Consider the following 16,036-nt stretch of genomic DNA (forward strand, 5'->3'; position numbering starts at 1 on the left):
TGTCCTTACTCTTCACACTCGAGGAAAAGATATTCTTTGAGGAAAGCCTGTTCTGCCATGACAGCGTTGAGTGGGAGGCTGAACGATATCAGGCATTTTTCCGAAGCAATCTCCTGCCCGATCGTCGAGAGGCGCCGGCGTGCCCAGTCTGGCAACGGGAAGAACAAGTCGAAGCGCCTGGCGCCGTCCAATGCGACGACGCGGTATCGCTGTGGCTTCTTCAGCAAGGCGTCGATCGCAAGTTGGGCGCGCCATGCCATGTCGCAGCCTCGATACCGGGATCCGGGGAAAGGAAAGTCGACGAGCTTCCTCAGTTCGCCGTGTTCGAGGCTCGCATAGCCCCAAAGATCCGCGCCGTAGGCCTGCGGGCGACGCACGACATAATTGCCGTCGTGTCCCGAGGGAGCCACCCACCGCGCGCGGTAGCTTCGCGTGTCCTTCGTCCAGTCGAATATCTTGAGATCCGGGACATGCCCCGCCGGCCCCAGCGCCGCGAGCTTCGCATCGAGCCCGCCGATGATCGAGGCGGCGCTCTCGGGCTTGGGGCTTCGCATCCAGGCGTTCAAAGACAATTGTCGAAAACCGCTGCTCTTGAGCGCCTCCTCGAGATCCTCCCCTGGCAGGGGTTCGAGCATACGGGCGGGGCCCCTCGTGACCACGCGCTCCCTCCACGCGATCGGGAGTGGAAGAGCGTCGTCCGGGGCCAGTCCCAATATGTAGGCCGCGCCTGACGGATGCATGACGAAAGAGGGCGGCGCAGCGAAGACCCAAGTCGCCTTCACCTGCTCGTCGAGGGTGGTCACATCGTGGAATTCGAGCAGGTCACCCACAGCAACGAGCGCATCCACGCAATCCTCGAGATGGGCGGCCAGATCAGGCAGGTTGAGCGCCAGCGCGCGATGACTGCGCGCCATCGTCGATACGAGGGTGCGTGGCGAACACGGGCACAATTGACCGGCGAGGCGCCGCAAACCGGCGAACCAATAGGCGCTGTCCACCTCGGTCCCTGCGGGAAGACCGAGATCGTGGCGAGCGGAGGCGATGATCTCGCCCCGTTTGACGATCTCGATCATCGGCGCGCCATCTGTGGCACGGCCGGCTGCGCCTCGAACGGTACCGGCGTTGCCACCGTTAAGAAGCGAGCGGCGCGCGTTAGGCTCACAGCGTCCTTGGACGACGTGATGCGTTCAGCGATTACCTCCGACCATCGACCACCGCGCTCCAGCCAGGACGCGACCTGAAGCGCATAGGAGCAAGCCTCACGCGAGGCGATCTTGTATCTTTGGGCCAAATCTATGAGATCCTTCGTACGCTCGGTCGGCGGCATGGTTTGAAACCGGGCGACGTCGCGCGCCAACACGAAATTGAAGGCAGACGGAGCGCCAGTCGCGCTTGCGAAGCGCCTCAGATCGGCCATTCCCCTCGGCGAGTTGGCATATTCTTTTTCAATTTCGATCCATTCAGCCCCACATACGAGTTCGCGCAAGGCGTCTCGAAGCGCGGTTGCCACTCTGTCGCGTCGATTGCCCGCAAGAGGCCCTACGAGCTTAGCCGTAGACCAGAGCGATACGAGGTCGGCGATCTGCGGCATCATTGACGCCGAGTAGGGCAGGTTAGCCAGGCTGGGCTGCACCAGCAGCCCTTGAAGGCCCCCGACGACCGCCGGCATGCTAACGATCAAGGCCTGCTTAATCTCCCCACAGGAGACGACGCAGAGCCCCCCCTCATTCTCTGGGAGGAAGCCCTCGACCGCGCGTTCGAGGCTGATTGGCTCCGGCCGGGCGGGATGGGAGAAGGGATAGAAGGTCAACGCTGGCGGATCATCGCCCTCATGATCGTCGACCAGCCGCAGTGTCGTGCCGTGCGCCGTCTTGTGCCACACCCAGCGGAGGGGGGCGACGTCGCGCTGGAGCGCTATCTCGCGCACGCCAAGTTGATCGCCTTCGACAACGAGGCGCCCCGACGCAGCTCGTAGGAATGCCCAGGGGTCTTGCTCCTTCGAGAGAAAGGTCGAAAGCGCGCGTTCCCAGCGTTCGACCGTCACCGGTAATGGCAGGTCGGCAATGGGTTCGCTGCCGAGCTTCGCACCCGCGGCGTCGAGCAAATCGACACTCATGCGGACATGGTGGTTGGCGGGTCCGAAGACCTGCAACTTCACGTCGCCCTCCCAAAGGCGATCGAGGCTCGGCTCTTCGGGCTCGATAGTCGTGACCAGGCCGGCATGCGCGGCGGTGCCCGCTATCCACGGCCGGGAATGTCGCACGGATATCTGAAGAAGGCCCGAAATCACGGGCGCGGTCCTCTCCACCGGGCGGACGTCGACTGTCAGGGCATGGAACCCGGCAGGCAAATGCGGGAACCTTAGCAATATGGGATCGGATCGCCCGCTGACGTCGACATGCACGAATTCGGCGTCGAGCCTCACGCGATAGCTCTCCACGGCGAAATCGGCGAGAAGCGACACGCAGGGCGTCTCGCCGTCCATCCATTCGGCGAAGCCTTCACCATCCCAACGCCTCGCATCGAGGCCGACGGGCGCGAGCCTCACATTCTTGGCAACGCCAAGCCGTAGTGCCCGAAGCGCATCCACCTGCGCGGGCGCAAGCACGGCGGGAAGGTCGAGCGCCAGTGCGCTCACCCCCGTGGCCGTGATGCGAACCGCCTCGCCAAGAGGCGTGGCCGCGATCGGATCCGACGAAACATAGATGTAGCGGCTGCCGGGGCGGACCACCCGGCTGATGATCTCGCGCGCAAGGCCGTCCGAGCCGACCCTAAAGAGCCAAGCGGGCCCCGGGGTTATGCACCCGTCGACCCGGAGCAGGTGTTCCAGGACAGGCTGCTCAGTGTCGAATTTGACGACCGGCTCGTTCGACGGCGGCCAAAACGACAAGACACGTCGCTGGTCGCTCTGGAGCAACCAGCCCGCCGGCAAAGCGCCTGGCGAGCCCGCGACCCGGCAACGGGTCTGGCGGAGGAATTTGCTCAGGTCGGAGCTGATTTCGGCCAGCGGCCGCAACGACGGAAGTTCGACGACCGGCGTCCATTCGTCAGTGGACACGCGACGCAGTGTCAGCGCCGGCCTGATTTCCGGTTTCCTCTCCTGGGTCGCGGGCTCCCGGCGATCCGCACCGGCCAGATTGGTTGCCTGATGAACAGACGATGTTCCATGAAGGCGCGCGCGCTCAACGACCTTCCGCGCGTCTTGCAGCCAGGCGCGTCCGCTGCCGGCCTTCTGCAGGTCGGTGACGATCCGCTCCAGGGTGCCTGGATGGATGAAGCGCTCGACGTCCTCAGTCCTGCCGCCGAGGAGCGCGATCACGATCCTTCCGACGATTTCCTCCTGTTGGAGGAAGTTGCGAAAGCGGGAACTCGCATCGTCGCTGGCCGTCGCGAGAAAGTGACCCAGTTCCGCCGGCGGCGAGTCGATCCGCTTCGCCAGCGCATGACGCCAAGTGTATAGGGCTCTCGCCAATTGCAGCTGCAGATCGCGTGGCAGCAGGGCGTGCGTGATCGGGCACGCGATGATGGAGAACCAGGAGGCCCAAGGTCCTGTCGGATTGAAACCTTCAAAGAGATCGTGAAATTTGCCGAACCAAGTTCTGAGCGACCGCCGATAGAAATGCTGCGTCCATCGGGGAGTTCTTCTCTCGAATGTTTCCCAAAACTCCTCACCGTCGTAGTCGTAACCTTGCTCGGCCGAATATACGACCCACAGCAGCCAATATTTTGACGTGCCTTCGCCCCTTGCCAATGAGGCATTTAGTTGTTCGGCTAGACCCTGTCGCTCACTAGCGTCGAGCCCGTGCTCCAAGGCGAATACCGGAAGGCCGTCAGCCCGGCGCATCTCCGCCAAGGCCCGGAAGTGCGCTTCAAGCCGCGCGTTCCAATCCGCGAGAGCGTCCGACATACTAGACGATGCGAAGCAGTGTGCCGGCAGAGATCACGCGGCTACCACCGGCGCCAAAGCGTCTTCGGTCTGCATAGTTATCTCCCCCTTTTCGCAGTTCGACGCCGCGACAGCCCCACATGTAGATTAAGACTCAGGTATCGAAGAAAATCTAGCGCGATTACGCTGCGACCTTTCATCCGAAATGAAGCTATTTCTACCTCCTACGCTGGCCGCGCCGACATTGTGAGGGCGAACTCGACCGGCATCGGTGTCACTAGATCGTGCCCCCAAGTCACCAGAGAGATCCTGACGCTCAAGCACGATTTGCCGGAGTCTTTGGCCAAGCCCGCCACCAGATGAGTCGCGCGGGCGGAGGCCCGAATGACACCCACCAAACTTCTGATCGGCCAGATCATCGTCGTGTTCGCGATCGTGCTCGCGGGTATCTGGGCAGCGACGCAATGGGCAGCTGCGGCGCTTGCCTTTCAGCCGGAACTGGGATCGCCATGGGCAATGATCGGTGGCGTCCCGATCTATCGGCCCTGGGCGATCTTCCTGTGGTGGTATCACTTCGATGCCTACGCCCCGCACGTCTTTGACCGGGCCGGCGCAATCGCCGGCGCCAGCGGCTTCATCGGCTGCGGTGCGGCAGTGGCAGGCTCGCTGTGGCGCGCGCGCCAGCGGCGCAACGTCACCACTTACGGATCGGCGCACTGGGCCACCATTCGTGAAACGGCAGCCGCCGGGCTCTTCAGCGACAAAGGCATATTTCTCGGGCGGGTGGGTGAACGCTATCTGCGCCACGACGGTCCAGAACATGTCATGGCGTTCGCGCCGACGCGATCCGGCAAGGGCGTCGGCCTTGTCGTGCCGACGCTTCTCGGCTGGTCCGGGGCGACCGTCATCCACGACATCAAGGGAGAGAACTGGCAGCTGACGGCGGGCTGGCGCGCGCGCTTCTCGCACTGCCTACTATTCAACCCGACCGATGCTCGCTCCGCGCGCTACAATCCGCTGCACGAGGTCCGTCGTGGCGCCGATGAAGTGCGGGACGTCCAGAACATTGCGGACATCCTCGTGGACCCGGAAGGCGCACTGGACCGGCGAAACCACTGGGAAAAGACGAGCCATTCGCTCCTCGTCGGTGCGATCCTGCACATCCTTTACGCCGACGCCGACAAGACGCTCGCCCGCGTAGCCACCTTCCTGTCCGACCCGCAGCGGCCGTTCGTCGCGACGCTGCGCGTCATGATGACGACCAATCATCTCGGAACGACCGACGCGCCGATTGTCCATCCGGTCGTCGCATCGGCAGCGCGCGAACTGCTCAACAAGAGCGAAAACGAGCGTTCGGGCGTGCTCTCCACGGCGATGTCGTTCCTCGGCCTCTATCGTGATCCGACCGTGGCTGCGGTGACCGCTGCATCCGACTGGCGCATCGCCGACCTGGTCGAGGGCGACCACCCCGTGTCGCTATATCTCGTCGTGCCGCCCTCCGACATCAGCCGCACGAAACCGCTGATCCGGCTGGTCCTTAACCAGATCGGGCGGCGCCTCACCGAACATCTCCACGCCGAGAACAAGCCGGGCCGACATCGTCTTCTGATGATGCTGGACGAGTTTCCGGCACTCGGACGCCTCGATTTCTTCGAAACGAGCCTGGCCTTTCTCGCTGGCTACGGGGTGCGCGCCTTCCTGATCGCCCAGAGCCTCAACCAGATCGAGAAGGCCTATGGCGAGCACAACGCGATCCTCGACAACTGCCATGTCCGCGTCGCCTTCGCGACCAATGACGAGCGCACCGCCAAGCGCATCTCGGACGCGCTGGGAACGGCCACCGAGCAGCGCGCCATGCGCAACTATGCCGGCCACCGGCTCGCACCGTGGCTCGCCCATGTCATGGTCAGCCGGCAGGAGACGGCTCGCGCACTGCTGACGCCCGGCGAAGTGATGCAGCTGCCGCCGGTGGACGAGTTGGTCCTGGTCGCCGGGCATGCGCCTGTTCGCGCCAAGAAGCTGCGCTACTACGAGGATGGAACCTTCAAGGCGCGGATCCTTCCGGCACCGGTGCTGAGGGAAAACGGCTACGCGGATCTTCCGAAGGCCCGCCCCGACGACTGGCGCGACCATGTCCGCGGCACCGATTCTCGGCTCGGCGAATACGAGGACGATGCCCGTGACGCGGACAGCGGCGGCGGCCTCGAGCATGTCCGTCATCCCGCACATGAGCCCGAACTGCCGGGGTCGGTGGACCTCGCACCCGCCGATGTCCTGGGTCTCGGCGACGACGACACCGACACCGCCGGCGACAAGCGGGCGATGGACCAGGCCCGCTCGCTGGCTGCTTCCCGCGCCGTCTACGCCATCGATTCCGCGACAGCGCGGCCCGATGACCTTCAGCTGGACTTCTGACCATGGTCGAGAGGGTCCGACATCAGCTGTTCCTGCCACGACCGCTCAGCGACCGGCTGGAAGCGCTCGCCGCGAAGCCTGGCGCGACGAAATCCGCCATCCTCGCCGATGCGCTGACGGCGTGGCTGGATCGCCGCGGCTCATCCGAGCTCGACGACCGGTTCGGGCTCCGGCTCGATCGCATGACAGGCGCGTTGTCGCGTATCGAGCGCGACGGTTACGTCCTCCTCGAGACGCTCGCGCTCTTCATCCGGTTTGAGCTTTCGATCCAGGCGCCGCTCGCCGACGGCGATCAGGCAGGTCGAGCGATCGGCCGCGAGCGGTTCGAGGCGTTCGTCACCCAGGTTGGTCGCCAGATTGCTGCCGGCCGACGGACGATCGGCGCGGAGCAGGATCGATGAGCGGGGCGCTCGCCCGGGATCGGCGACGCGCGATGCTGCGCACGGCGATGGGACCGGAGATCGCGCTTGCGCTGGCCGACGCGCTGGTCGTGGAGATCATGGTCAACCCGGACGGCGCGCTGCGGCTCGATCGCCTCGGCGAAGGGCGGACGGATACGGGAGTCCGGCTCGATCGGGATCAGGTTGAGCGGATCATCCGGCTCGTTGCCAGCCACGCGCGCGCCGAAGTGCATGACGGCTCGCCGATCGTCTCGGCCGAATTGCCACCGCACGCCGAGGGGCGCGCCGGCGAACGCTTCGAGGGCGTGCTGCCGCCGGTGTCGGCAGCGCCCTGCTTTTCGATCCGCAAGCCGGCCGAGCGGCTCCACACGCTGGACGACTATGTTGCCGACGGGATCATGTCGGCGCCGGCTGCGGATGCCCTGCGCGCTGCCGTCACGCAGCGCTTCAACATCCTCGTGGCCGGCGGCACGAGCTCGGGAAAGACCACGCTCGCCAACGCCCTTCTGGCGGAGATGGGGTGGGTCGATGCCCGCGTTATCCTCATCGAGGACACGCGCGAGCTGCAGTGCCCGCTGCCCGATACCGTCGCCCTGCGGACGCGCCCCGGCATCGTGTCGATGACCGACCTGGTCCGCTCGACCATGCGGCTGAGGCCGGATCGCATCATCGTCGGCGAGGTCCGCGGACCCGAGGCGCTGGACATGCTGAAGGCGTGGAACACCGGCCATCCCGGCGGGATCGCCACCGTCCACGCGAACAGCGCGATCGCTGCCCTCTACCGGATCGAGCAGCTGGTGCAGGAAGCGGTCGTCACCGTGCCGCGCCAGCTGATCGCCGAGGCCATCGACATCGTCGTCTTCATCGCCGGCCGCGGCACGCAGCGCCGGATCGCCAGCATTGCCCGTGTCGGCCCGCTCGACCCGGACACCGGCGCCTACGCGCTCACCGAGCTTCTCGTCCCCCGCAACCAAGGAGATTGATCATGACTGCTTGTCTGATTCCCGACCGCCGCACCACGTTCCTCACGGGGGCCGTCATCGGCCTCGGGCTGGTGATCGCCAGCAAGGCGCACGCCGCCGGTACCGGCATGCCGTGGGAGCAGCCACTGCAGCAGGTGCTCGATTCCGTGCAGGGTCCGGTCGCCAAGATCGTGGCGGTGATCATCATCATCGTCACCGGCCTGACGCTTGCCTTCGGCGAGACCGCCGGCGGCTTCCGCCGCCTGATCCAGATCATTTTCGGCCTCTCGATCGCCTTCGCGGCATCGAGCTTCTTCCTCAGCTTCTTCAGCTTCGGCGGCGGAGCGCTGATCGCGTGAGCGGGCATATCGAAGGCTTCGAGGTTCCCATCCACGGGAGCCTCGGAGCGCCCATCCTCCTTGGCGGTGCGCCACGCGGCCTCGCGATCGTCAACGGCACGCTCGCAGCCGCGATCGGCCTCGGGCTCCAGCAGTGGATCGCGGGGATCGTCGTTTGGGCGGTCGGGCACAGCATCGCGGTGTTCGCGACCCGTCGCGACCCGTCCTTCGCGCCCGTCCTGATCCGTCATCTCCGACAGAAGGGCTATCTCGCATGCTGAGCCTGCGTGAATATCGTCACGGCGCCGACCGCCTGGCGGACCATCTTCCCTGGGCCGCGCTGGTGGCGAAGGGCATCGTCCTAAACAAGGACGGCAGCTTCCAGCGGACGTTGGCGTTCCGCGGCCCCGATCTCGAAAGCGCGACCGAAGCCGAACTCCTGTCTGCCTGCGCGCGGGCGAACAACGTCCTGAAGCGGTTCGGCTCCGGCTGGGCGATGTTCTTCGAAGCCGAGCGACGCGACGCACTCGGCTATCCGGAGGCGCGCTTTCCCGATCCGGCCTCATGGCTCGTCGACGAGGAACGTCGTGGCCGCTTCGAGAAGGAAGGCGCCCATTTCGAGAGCGGCTACCATCTGACGCTTGTATGGCTTCCCGCCGCGGACGGTGCGGACGCCGCCGGGCGCTCTCTGGTCGATCGCCCCGATGCAACTGAAGGGCGCGACTGGCACGCCGCCCTCGCAACCTTCATCGCCGAGACCGATCGTGCGCTCGATCTGTTCGCCGCCTTCATGCCTGAGGTCCGTGCACTCTCGTCCGATGAGACGCTGACCTATCTGCACGCGGCGATCTCGACGCGCCATCACCGGGTCTCGGTACCCGAGACGCCGATGTATCTCGACGCGCTGCTGGCGGACACGCCGCTGGTCGGAGGGCTTGAGCCGACACTCGGCAACCGGCACCTGCGCACGCTCACGCTGGTCGGCTTTCCCAATGTCAGCCGACCCGGTATCCTCGACGCGCTCAACGAGGCGGACTTCGCCTATCGCTGGGTCACGCGTTTCATCGCGCTCGACAAGACTGACGCGACCAAGCTTCTGACGAAGCTGCGCCGCCAATGGTTCAACAAGCGCAAGTCGATCACCGCGCTGCTGCGCGAGGTGCTGTACAACCAGCCAGTCCAACTGCTCGACAGCGACGCCGACAACAAGGTCGTCGATGCTGATCTCGCCCTTCAGGCGCTCGGCGGTGATCACGTCGCATTCGGCTATCTCACCACGACGATCACGGTGGTCGACGAGGACCGCGGGGCTGTCGAAGCCAAGATCCGGCAGGTCGAGCGGATCGTCGGCGGCCTCGGCTTCACGACCATTCGCGAAGGCGTGAACGCAGTTGAGGCGTGGCTGTCATCGGTTCCCGGGCACGTCTACGCCAATGTCCGGCAGCCGATCGTCCACACTCTCAACCTTGCACACCTCATGCCGTTGTCGTCGGTCTGGGCCGGGCCTGTCGCAAACGGTCATCTCGAAGGACCGCCGCTGCTAGTCGCGCAGACGGCCGGATCGACACCCTTTCGCCTGTCCACTCATGTCGGCGACGTCGGTCACATGATGGTCGTGGGGCCGACGGGCGCCGGCAAGTCGGTGCTGCTGGCCCTGATCGCGCTGCAGTTCCGTCGATATCCCGATGCTCAGGTCTACATCTTCGACAAGGGCTTCTCGGCACGCGCCGCTGTTCTGGCGATGGGCGGCGCCCATCACGCGCTCGGCGCGGACACCGGATCGGACGGAGCACTTGCCTTCCAGCCGCTGCTCCGGATCGACGATCCGGCCGAGCGAAGCTGGGCGGCGGAATGGATCGCCGCGCTGCTCGATGCCGAGCGGGTGACCGTAACGCCCGAGGTGAAGGACGCCATATGGTCTGCGCTCGGCAGTCTGGCGTCGGCACCGCCCGCCGAGCGGACGATGACGGGGCTGGCGCTGCTGCTCCAGTCCAATGCGCTGCGCACCGCGATCCAGCCCTACACGCTCGACGGCCCGCACGGCCGGCTCCTCGACGCGAGCGAGAGCGGTCTGGCCTTCGCCGACGTCCAGTGCTTCGAGACCGAGGCGCTGCTCGGACAGGCGAGCGTCGTGGCTCCCGTCCTCACCTACCTGTTCCACCGCCTAGAGGAACGGTTCGACGGCCGGCCGACATTGCTGATCCTCGACGAGGCCTGGATCTTCCTCGATCATCCGCTCTTCGCCGCGCGCATCCGCGAGTGGCTGAAGACCCTGCGCAAGAAGAACGTCGCGGTCCTGTTCGCGACGCAGAGCCTGGCCGACATCGCCGGAAGCAGCATCGCGCCAGCCATCATCGAGAGCTGCCCGCAGCGCATTCTCCTGCCCAACGATCGTGCGATCGAGCCGCAGAGCCGGGAAGCCTACGCCCGCTTCGGCCTCAACGACCGCCAGATCGAGCTGGTCAGCCGCGCGACCCCCAAGCGCCACTACTACCTGCAGTCGGCGCGCGGAAACCGCCTGTTCGAGCTCGGTCTCGGGCCCGTTGCGCTGGCCCTGTGCGGCGCATCCGACCCGGCCAGCCAACGCCGCATCGACACCACCCTCGCCGAAGCAGGCCCCGACCAGTTCGCCGCCGGCTTCCTGGCGTCCTCCGATCTCGACTGGGCCGCCGACCTTCTCGCCGAATTTCCCGCTCCCTGACCCCCAAGCCCTGGAGAATGACCATGACCAGAATCCCTATGAAGAAATATCTGATGGCCGGCGCACTCGCGCTCGGTGCGAGCGGCTCGCTCGTGATGGGTGTGCTGACGACCGCGACACCGGCGCGGGCGCAGCTCACCGTCTTCGATCCGAGCAACTACAGCCAGAACATCCTGACCGCCGCGCGGACGCTGCAGCAGATCAACAATCAGATCCAGATGCTGCAGAATCAGGCTCAGAGCCTGATCAATCAGGCGAGGAACCTGAGCACGATCACCTTCCCCGAGCTGCAGGCGATCACCCTGACGATCCAGCAGATCGACCAGCTGATGGGACAGGCGCAGGCCATCCGCTTCCGCGTCGCGGGCCTCGACCAGCAGTTTCGATCGATGTTCCCGACGAGCTTCAACCAGGCGCTCAGCAGCAACCAGCACGTCATCGATGCCCGGGCCCGGCTGGATGCCTCGATGGATGCGTACAAGCAGACCATGACCGTCCAGGCGCAGGTCGTGGAAAACGTCGCCGCGGACGCGAGCACGCTCAACGGGATCGTCCAGCGTAGCCAGGGTGCGCAGGGCGCGCTGCAGGCGCAGCAGGCTACGAACCAGCTGCTCGCCCTCGTCGCCAAGCAGCAGTTCCAGCTCCAGACGCTGATGGCGGCACAGTATCGCGCCGATGCGATCGAGCGGGCCAGTCGCGCACAGGCCCTGTCAGATGCGCAGGGCGCGACCAAGAAGTTCCTCGGCTCCGGCAACGCCTACACCCCCCGGTAGGCGCCGGCACGGCGTCGGCGGGCCTCGCCCCTCCGCCGACGTCGCCGCGGGGCGCGTCGCAGCTCCCCCAGGCGCGCCCCGCGGCATCCTTCTACAGATCGTCAGGACAGCATCACCGTGAACGACCTCAACGTCATCGACCAGTTCATGCAGGCCTTCATCACCTACATCGACAGTGGGTTCGGCCTTCTCGGTGGTGACGTGAGCTTTCTCAGTCGCACGCTGATCGCACTCGACATCACGCTGGCTGGCCTGTTCTGGGCGCTCGGCGGCGAGGACAATGTTCTCGGGCGCCTCATCCGCAAGATTCTCTACATCGGCGCGTTCGCGTTCATCCTGAACAGCTTCTCCACGCTCGCCGACATCATCTTCCGCTCGTTCGCGCAGGCGGGGCTTACCGCCGGCGGCGGCGGCATGGCGGCCGCCGACCTGCTCAAGCCGGGACGGCTCGCCGGGACCGGCTTCTCCGCCGCTTGGCCGCTGCTCGAACAGGCCTCGCAGATGATGGGGTTCACGAGCTTCTTCGACAATTTTCTGACGATCATGGTCCTGCTCATCGCCTGGCTGCTCGTCATCCTCGCCTTCTTCATCCTCGCTGTGCAGATGTTCGTCACGATCCTCGAGTTCAAGCTGAGCTCGCTGGCCGGTTTCATCCTCGTGCCGTTCGCCCTTTGGAACCGGACGAGCTTCCTCGCCGAACGTGTGCTCGGTCATGTGGTCAGCTCCGGCATTAAGGTGATGGTGCTGGCCGTGATCGTCGGGATCGGCTCCAACTATTTTTCGCAGTTCACTACCGCTCTTCAGGGTCAGGAGCCCGACATCGGCCAGGCGCTGAGCCTCGTGCTCGCCAGCCTCGCATTGTTCGGTCTCGGCATCTTCGGCCCCGGCATCGCTTCGGGGCTCGTCTCCGGTGCGCCGCAGCTCGGCGCCGGATCGGCCTTCGGCACGGCTCTGGGAGCCGGCGGAATCGTCGTGCTCGGCGCAGCAGGTGCTGCAGGCGCCGCGCGCGGCCTGGCGGCGGCGGGCCTCGGTGCTGTTCGCGCCGGCACCACGATGGGGTCCGCCGCGGGCACCGCCTACAAGCTGGGTCAGGAAGCGAGCGGCTCGGCATCGGTCGGCGCCGGTATGAAGGGCGTGACCTCCGCTGCTTCGAGCGCGGCTCGCTCACGCATGTCTGCCGCGCTCGGTCTTGGCGAGCCCGCCGAGGCCGGACGGCAGGGCGCGTTCAACGCCATGGTCGGCAGAACGTCACCCGGCGCGGCCGCCGGGGCCGACGCCCGCAGCATGCCCGGCTGGGCGCGCGCGATGAAGGATCAGGCATCCGCCCGACACCACCGCCAGGCGGCCATCCACGCGATCGGTCAAGGCGATCGCGGCGGCGCCGGTGCCACTCCCGACATCAAGGAAAGGGAAGACTGATGATCTTCAAGAGAGCCGTGCAACGCTATGGGCGGTCGCCCATCCCCGAAACCCCATTCCAGCGAGCGGGCCAGCTGTGGGATGACCGGATCGGCTCTGCCCGGATTCAGGCGCGAAACTGGCGGCTGATGGCGTTCGGATGCCTCGGGCTGACAGCCGCACTGTCGGGCGGGCTGCTCTGGCAATCGGTCCAGAGCCGGGTCGTTCCGTACGTCGTCGAGGTCGACAGGCTCGGCGAGCCGCGCGCCGTGACGACTGCCGAAGCCGGCTATCATCCCACCGATCCGCAGATCGCATGGTTCCTCGGCCGCTTCGTCATCAGCGTCCGGTCGGTGTCGCTCGATCCAGTGCTGATGCGCCAGGACTGGCTGTCGGCCTACGACTTCACGACGAAGCGCGGCGCCGTCTTCCTCGACGACTATGCCCGCTCTGCGGACCCGTTCGGGCATGTCGGGGAACGCACCGTGTCGGTCCAGGTCACGAGCGTCGTCCGGGCATCGGATCGTTCCTTCCAGGTGAAGTGGGTCGAGACCGCCTACGAGCGTGGTGCGCAGGCAGGTTCCACCCACTGGACCGGGATCCTGACCGTGGTGCTCAAGGCGCCGCCCACCGCCGACGCGCTCCGCCGCAATCCGCTCGGACTCTACGTCGATGCGGTGGACTGGAGCCGCGAGCTTGAGACGGGAACGACCGCGCCAGGCCTGCCACGCCCCACCGCGACGCCGACAGCAGCCCTGCCGCTCGGATCGCCGCTCGATCCGAACCTCGCCCAGCCACAGCAACCCAAAGCGGAGACCCGTCAATGAGATTCCCCCTGTTCGCAGCGCTGCTCGCCAGCGCCGGCAGCGCCGCGGCCCAGACCGCGCCGCCATCATCGACCAGCGCGATACCGCCCGTTGCGGCGCCGGTCGCGGCAGCTCCGATTCCCGCTATCACGTCGTCGGCGGCGCCGCGCCGACGTCTGCCGCCGTCGCCGGCCGAGCTGCGGGTGCGCGCCGCCAATCGCGCGGCGACGCTGGAGCCGGTGACCTCGGGCTACATCAATGCGGTGCAGGTCTATCCGTTCGCCGAGGGTGCGGTGTATCACGTGCTCACCGCTCCCGGACAGGTGACCGACATCGCGCTGCAGCCGGGCGAGGCACTGGGCGCCGTTGCCGCGGGCGACACCGTCCGCTGGGTAATCGGTGACACGACTAGCGGGGCCGGAGAGGCCAGGCGCACCCACGTGCTCGTGAAGCCGTTTGCGCCCGGGCTTGCCACGAACATCATCATCACGACCGACCGGCGGACCTATCATCTGTCGCTGACCAGCGCCGGCCGCTCAGCGATGGTCGCGATCTCGTGGACCTATCCGCAGGATCAGCTCCTCGCGCTGAAGGCGGCCGCGGATCGCGCCCGAGCGGCTCAGCCGGTCGCGACCGGGCTGTCGGTCGATCAGCTCCATTTCGACTACGTGATCTCCGGAGACCGGCCGGCCTGGCGTCCGGTTCGCGCCTTCGACGACGGCCGTCAGACCTTCATCGAGTTTCCGGCCGATCTCGGCACCGGCGAAGCGCCGCCTCTCTTCCTCGTCGATGCGAAAGGGGCGGCTCAGCTGGTCAACTATCGCGTGCAGGGGCGATACTATGTCGTCGACCGCCTGTTCGATGCGGCCGAGCTCCGCCTTGGCCTGAAGCGGCAGGACATCGTGCGGATCAGTCGGGCCGACACGCGGCGGAGGGCGTCGTGACCGAGAGCGCCCCCCCGCAGAATGCGAAGCTCGACCCGGAAACGCTCGCGATCCGCGCGCGTCCGCCGCGCGCCATCCGGTTCAAGCGCGGTGTGATCATCGCGATCACCGCGATTGGGTCGGTCAGTCTCATCGCCGTGACATGGATGGCGCTGAAACCGCGCCTGTTCCAGCACGGTGAAACCCAGCAGGAGCTGTCGCAGCCGAACGTCCGGCCGATGAGCGACGGCTTGAGCGACGCGCCCGCGACGTATGGCGATGTGCCTCGGCTTGGTCCGCCGCTCCCGGGCGATCTCGGAAAGCCGATCCTCGAACGCCAGCAGCAGCTGGTGACCGGTGTGGATCCCGGCAGCCAGCAGCTTCAGCAGGCGGAGGCCGCCGAACGCGAGCGCCGCCTAGCCGAGCTAAAGGCTGCGCGGGAATCCGGGGTGCTTGTGCAGAACCGACAGACCTCGGCCCCGACCGAACCGACTTCGGCCGCGCCGCCGCCCGCACCGGCGAGCGAGGCGGACAAGGTCGCGCTCGATCCCGATCGGGACCCAAACGCGCAGGGGCGCAAGGCCGCCTTTGTCGGCAAACGGGATTCGAAGGGGGACATCAATCCCTATGCACTGTCGGCGCTGCCGTCACCGTACACGCTGTCGGCCGGCAGCGTGATTTCGGCGAGCCTTATCACCGGCCTGCGATCCGACCTTCCCGGGCTGGTCACCGCCCAGGTCACGGAGAACACCTACGACAGCGCGACCGGGCGCATCCTCCTCGTGCCGCAGGGGACCCGGCTCGTCGGGAACTATGACAGTGTCGTTGCCTTCGGCCAGAAGCGGGCACTGATCGTCTGGCAGCGCATCATCATGCCAGACGGAAGTTCGCTGCGTATCGACAACGTGCCGGCGACCGACCCGTCCGGCTATGCCGGCCTCGCTGATAAGGTCGACTTCCACACGTGGCAGCTTCTGAAGGGCGTTGTCCTGTCGACGTTGCTTGGGATGAGTTCCGAGCTGGCGCTGTCCGGGCAGAGCGACCTCGTACAGGCGATCCGGATGTCGACGCAGGACAATGTCGCGCGTGCCGGCGATCAGATCACGCAGCGCAATCTCGGAATCCAGCCGACGATCACCATACGTCCCGGCGCTCCGGTTCGGCTCGTGGTGCATAAGGATCTCATATTTGCTCCTCCGGCAGACGGGAGGGAATAAATGGCCGACATCAAGCTACCGCAACTGCCTGATCGTACCCCGGTGAAGCTCACCATCTCGGTAATGCCCGACCTCCTTCACGCGCTGAATGAATATGCCGCGCTCTATGCCAAAACCTATTCACGCGATGAGCCGGTTGCAGAACTTATCCCTGCCATGCTTGGCGCTTTCCTCGAGAGCGACAAGAGCTTTGCGCGCATCAGGTCAAAGGCTTGA

The 16,036-nt window shown here is 66.0% G+C and carries 14 protein-coding genes; 12 read left to right on the plus strand and 2 right to left on the minus strand.

All coding sequences use genetic code 11. The features are described from left to right. Positions 1-5: 5 nt before the first annotated feature. Together KC8_RS15670 and KC8_RS15675 are read right to left on the minus strand one after the other, a co-directional pair. On the minus strand, positions 6-1,073 hold the full coding sequence (locus KC8_RS15670) for a hypothetical protein (RefSeq protein WP_010123985.1): 1,068 nt from the start codon (positions 1,071-1,073) through the stop codon (positions 6-8). Continuing rightward, positions 1,070-3,907 (minus strand): hypothetical protein, encoded by a 2,838-nt coding sequence (locus tag KC8_RS15675; protein ID WP_010123982.1) that lies wholly within the window; start codon positions 3,905-3,907, stop codon positions 1,070-1,072. The genes KC8_RS15670 and KC8_RS15675 overlap by 4 nt, the downstream gene beginning before the upstream one ends. A 363-nt stretch (positions 3,908-4,270) precedes the next feature. Between KC8_RS15675 and KC8_RS15680 the strand changes: the two genes are divergently transcribed. From KC8_RS15680 to KC8_RS15735, 12 genes are all read left to right on the plus strand, one after another. Continuing rightward, entirely contained in the window at positions 4,271-6,301 is a 2,031-nt protein-coding gene (locus tag KC8_RS15680) for a conjugal transfer protein TraG (RefSeq protein WP_010123981.1), read from the plus strand. 2 nt (positions 6,302-6,303) lie between these two features. Next, the gene (locus tag KC8_RS15685) at positions 6,304-6,702 is read left to right on the plus strand and encodes a hypothetical protein (protein ID WP_010123980.1); all 399 of its coding nucleotides are present in this window, start codon (positions 6,304-6,306) and stop codon (positions 6,700-6,702) included. Further along, complete coding sequence (gene trbB / locus KC8_RS15690; RefSeq protein WP_010123979.1) at positions 6,699-7,685, plus strand: P-type conjugative transfer ATPase TrbB; 987 nt, start codon at positions 6,699-6,701, stop codon at positions 7,683-7,685. The genes KC8_RS15685 and trbB overlap by 4 nt, the downstream gene beginning before the upstream one ends. Positions 7,686-7,687: 2 nt before the next feature. Next, entirely contained in the window at positions 7,688-8,023 is a 336-nt protein-coding gene (locus tag KC8_RS15695; protein WP_010123978.1) for a TrbC/VirB2 family protein, read from the plus strand. Then, a complete protein-coding gene (locus KC8_RS15700; protein WP_010123977.1) occupies positions 8,020-8,283 on the plus strand; it encodes a VirB3 family type IV secretion system protein in 264 nt (87 codons plus the stop codon). The genes KC8_RS15695 and KC8_RS15700 overlap by 4 nt, the downstream gene beginning before the upstream one ends. Further along, positions 8,277-10,703: a conjugal transfer protein TrbE gene (gene trbE / locus KC8_RS15705; RefSeq protein ID WP_010123975.1), complete on the plus strand. Its 2,427-nt coding sequence runs from the start codon at positions 8,277-8,279 to the stop codon at positions 10,701-10,703. The genes KC8_RS15700 and trbE overlap by 7 nt, the downstream gene beginning before the upstream one ends. Positions 10,704-10,741: 38 nt before the next feature. Next, positions 10,742-11,476 carry a P-type conjugative transfer protein TrbJ gene (gene trbJ, locus KC8_RS15710; protein WP_010123973.1) on the plus strand — a complete coding sequence of 245 codons (735 nt, stop codon included), beginning with the start codon at positions 10,742-10,744 and terminating at the stop codon, positions 11,474-11,476. Between the two features lie 117 nt (positions 11,477-11,593). Next, complete coding sequence (gene trbL, locus KC8_RS15715) at positions 11,594-12,895, plus strand: P-type conjugative transfer protein TrbL (RefSeq protein WP_010123970.1); 1,302 nt, start codon at positions 11,594-11,596, stop codon at positions 12,893-12,895. Then, positions 12,895-13,701, plus strand: coding sequence for a conjugal transfer protein TrbF (gene trbF, locus KC8_RS15720; protein ID WP_010123969.1), 807 nt, complete (start codon positions 12,895-12,897; stop codon positions 13,699-13,701). The genes trbL and trbF overlap by 1 nt, the downstream gene beginning before the upstream one ends. Then, on the plus strand, positions 13,698-14,624 hold the full coding sequence (gene trbG / locus KC8_RS15725) for a P-type conjugative transfer protein TrbG (RefSeq protein ID WP_010123967.1): 927 nt from the start codon (positions 13,698-13,700) through the stop codon (positions 14,622-14,624). The genes trbF and trbG overlap by 4 nt, the downstream gene beginning before the upstream one ends. Then, positions 14,621-15,820: a TrbI/VirB10 family protein gene (locus tag KC8_RS15730; RefSeq protein WP_010123966.1), complete on the plus strand. Its 1,200-nt coding sequence runs from the start codon at positions 14,621-14,623 to the stop codon at positions 15,818-15,820. The genes trbG and KC8_RS15730 overlap by 4 nt, the downstream gene beginning before the upstream one ends. Continuing rightward, the gene (locus KC8_RS15735; RefSeq protein WP_010123965.1) at positions 15,821-16,036 is read left to right on the plus strand and encodes a DUF2274 domain-containing protein; all 216 of its coding nucleotides are present in this window, start codon (positions 15,821-15,823) and stop codon (positions 16,034-16,036) included. It begins immediately after the preceding gene.

The organism is Sphingomonas sp. KC8, from assembly GCF_002151445.1.
Taxonomy (GTDB): Bacteria; Pseudomonadota; Alphaproteobacteria; order Sphingomonadales; family Sphingomonadaceae; genus Sphingomonas_E.

Coding starts and splice junctions, on each gene's coding strand:
- trbJ (WP_010123973.1), top strand. CDS start 10,742: ATGAAGAAATATCTGATGGCCGGCGCACTCGCGCTCGGTGCGAGCGGC.
- trbB (WP_010123979.1), top strand. CDS start 6,699: ATGAGCGGGGCGCTCGCCCGGGATCGGCGACGCGCGATGCTGCGCACG.
- KC8_RS15695 (WP_010123978.1), top strand. CDS start 7,688: ATGACTGCTTGTCTGATTCCCGACCGCCGCACCACGTTCCTCACGGGG.
- trbG (WP_010123967.1), top strand. CDS start 13,698: ATGAGATTCCCCCTGTTCGCAGCGCTGCTCGCCAGCGCCGGCAGCGCC.
- KC8_RS15675 (WP_010123982.1), bottom strand. CDS start 3,907: ATGTCGGACGCTCTCGCGGATTGGAACGCGCGGCTTGAAGCGCACTTC.
- KC8_RS15685 (WP_010123980.1), top strand. CDS start 6,304: ATGGTCGAGAGGGTCCGACATCAGCTGTTCCTGCCACGACCGCTCAGC.
- trbE (WP_010123975.1), top strand. CDS start 8,277: ATGCTGAGCCTGCGTGAATATCGTCACGGCGCCGACCGCCTGGCGGAC.
- KC8_RS15670 (WP_010123985.1), bottom strand. CDS start 1,073: ATGATCGAGATCGTCAAACGGGGCGAGATCATCGCCTCCGCTCGCCAC.
- trbF (WP_010123969.1), top strand. CDS start 12,895: ATGATCTTCAAGAGAGCCGTGCAACGCTATGGGCGGTCGCCCATCCCC.
- KC8_RS15680 (WP_010123981.1), top strand. CDS start 4,271: ATGACACCCACCAAACTTCTGATCGGCCAGATCATCGTCGTGTTCGCG.
- KC8_RS15735 (WP_010123965.1), top strand. CDS start 15,821: ATGGCCGACATCAAGCTACCGCAACTGCCTGATCGTACCCCGGTGAAG.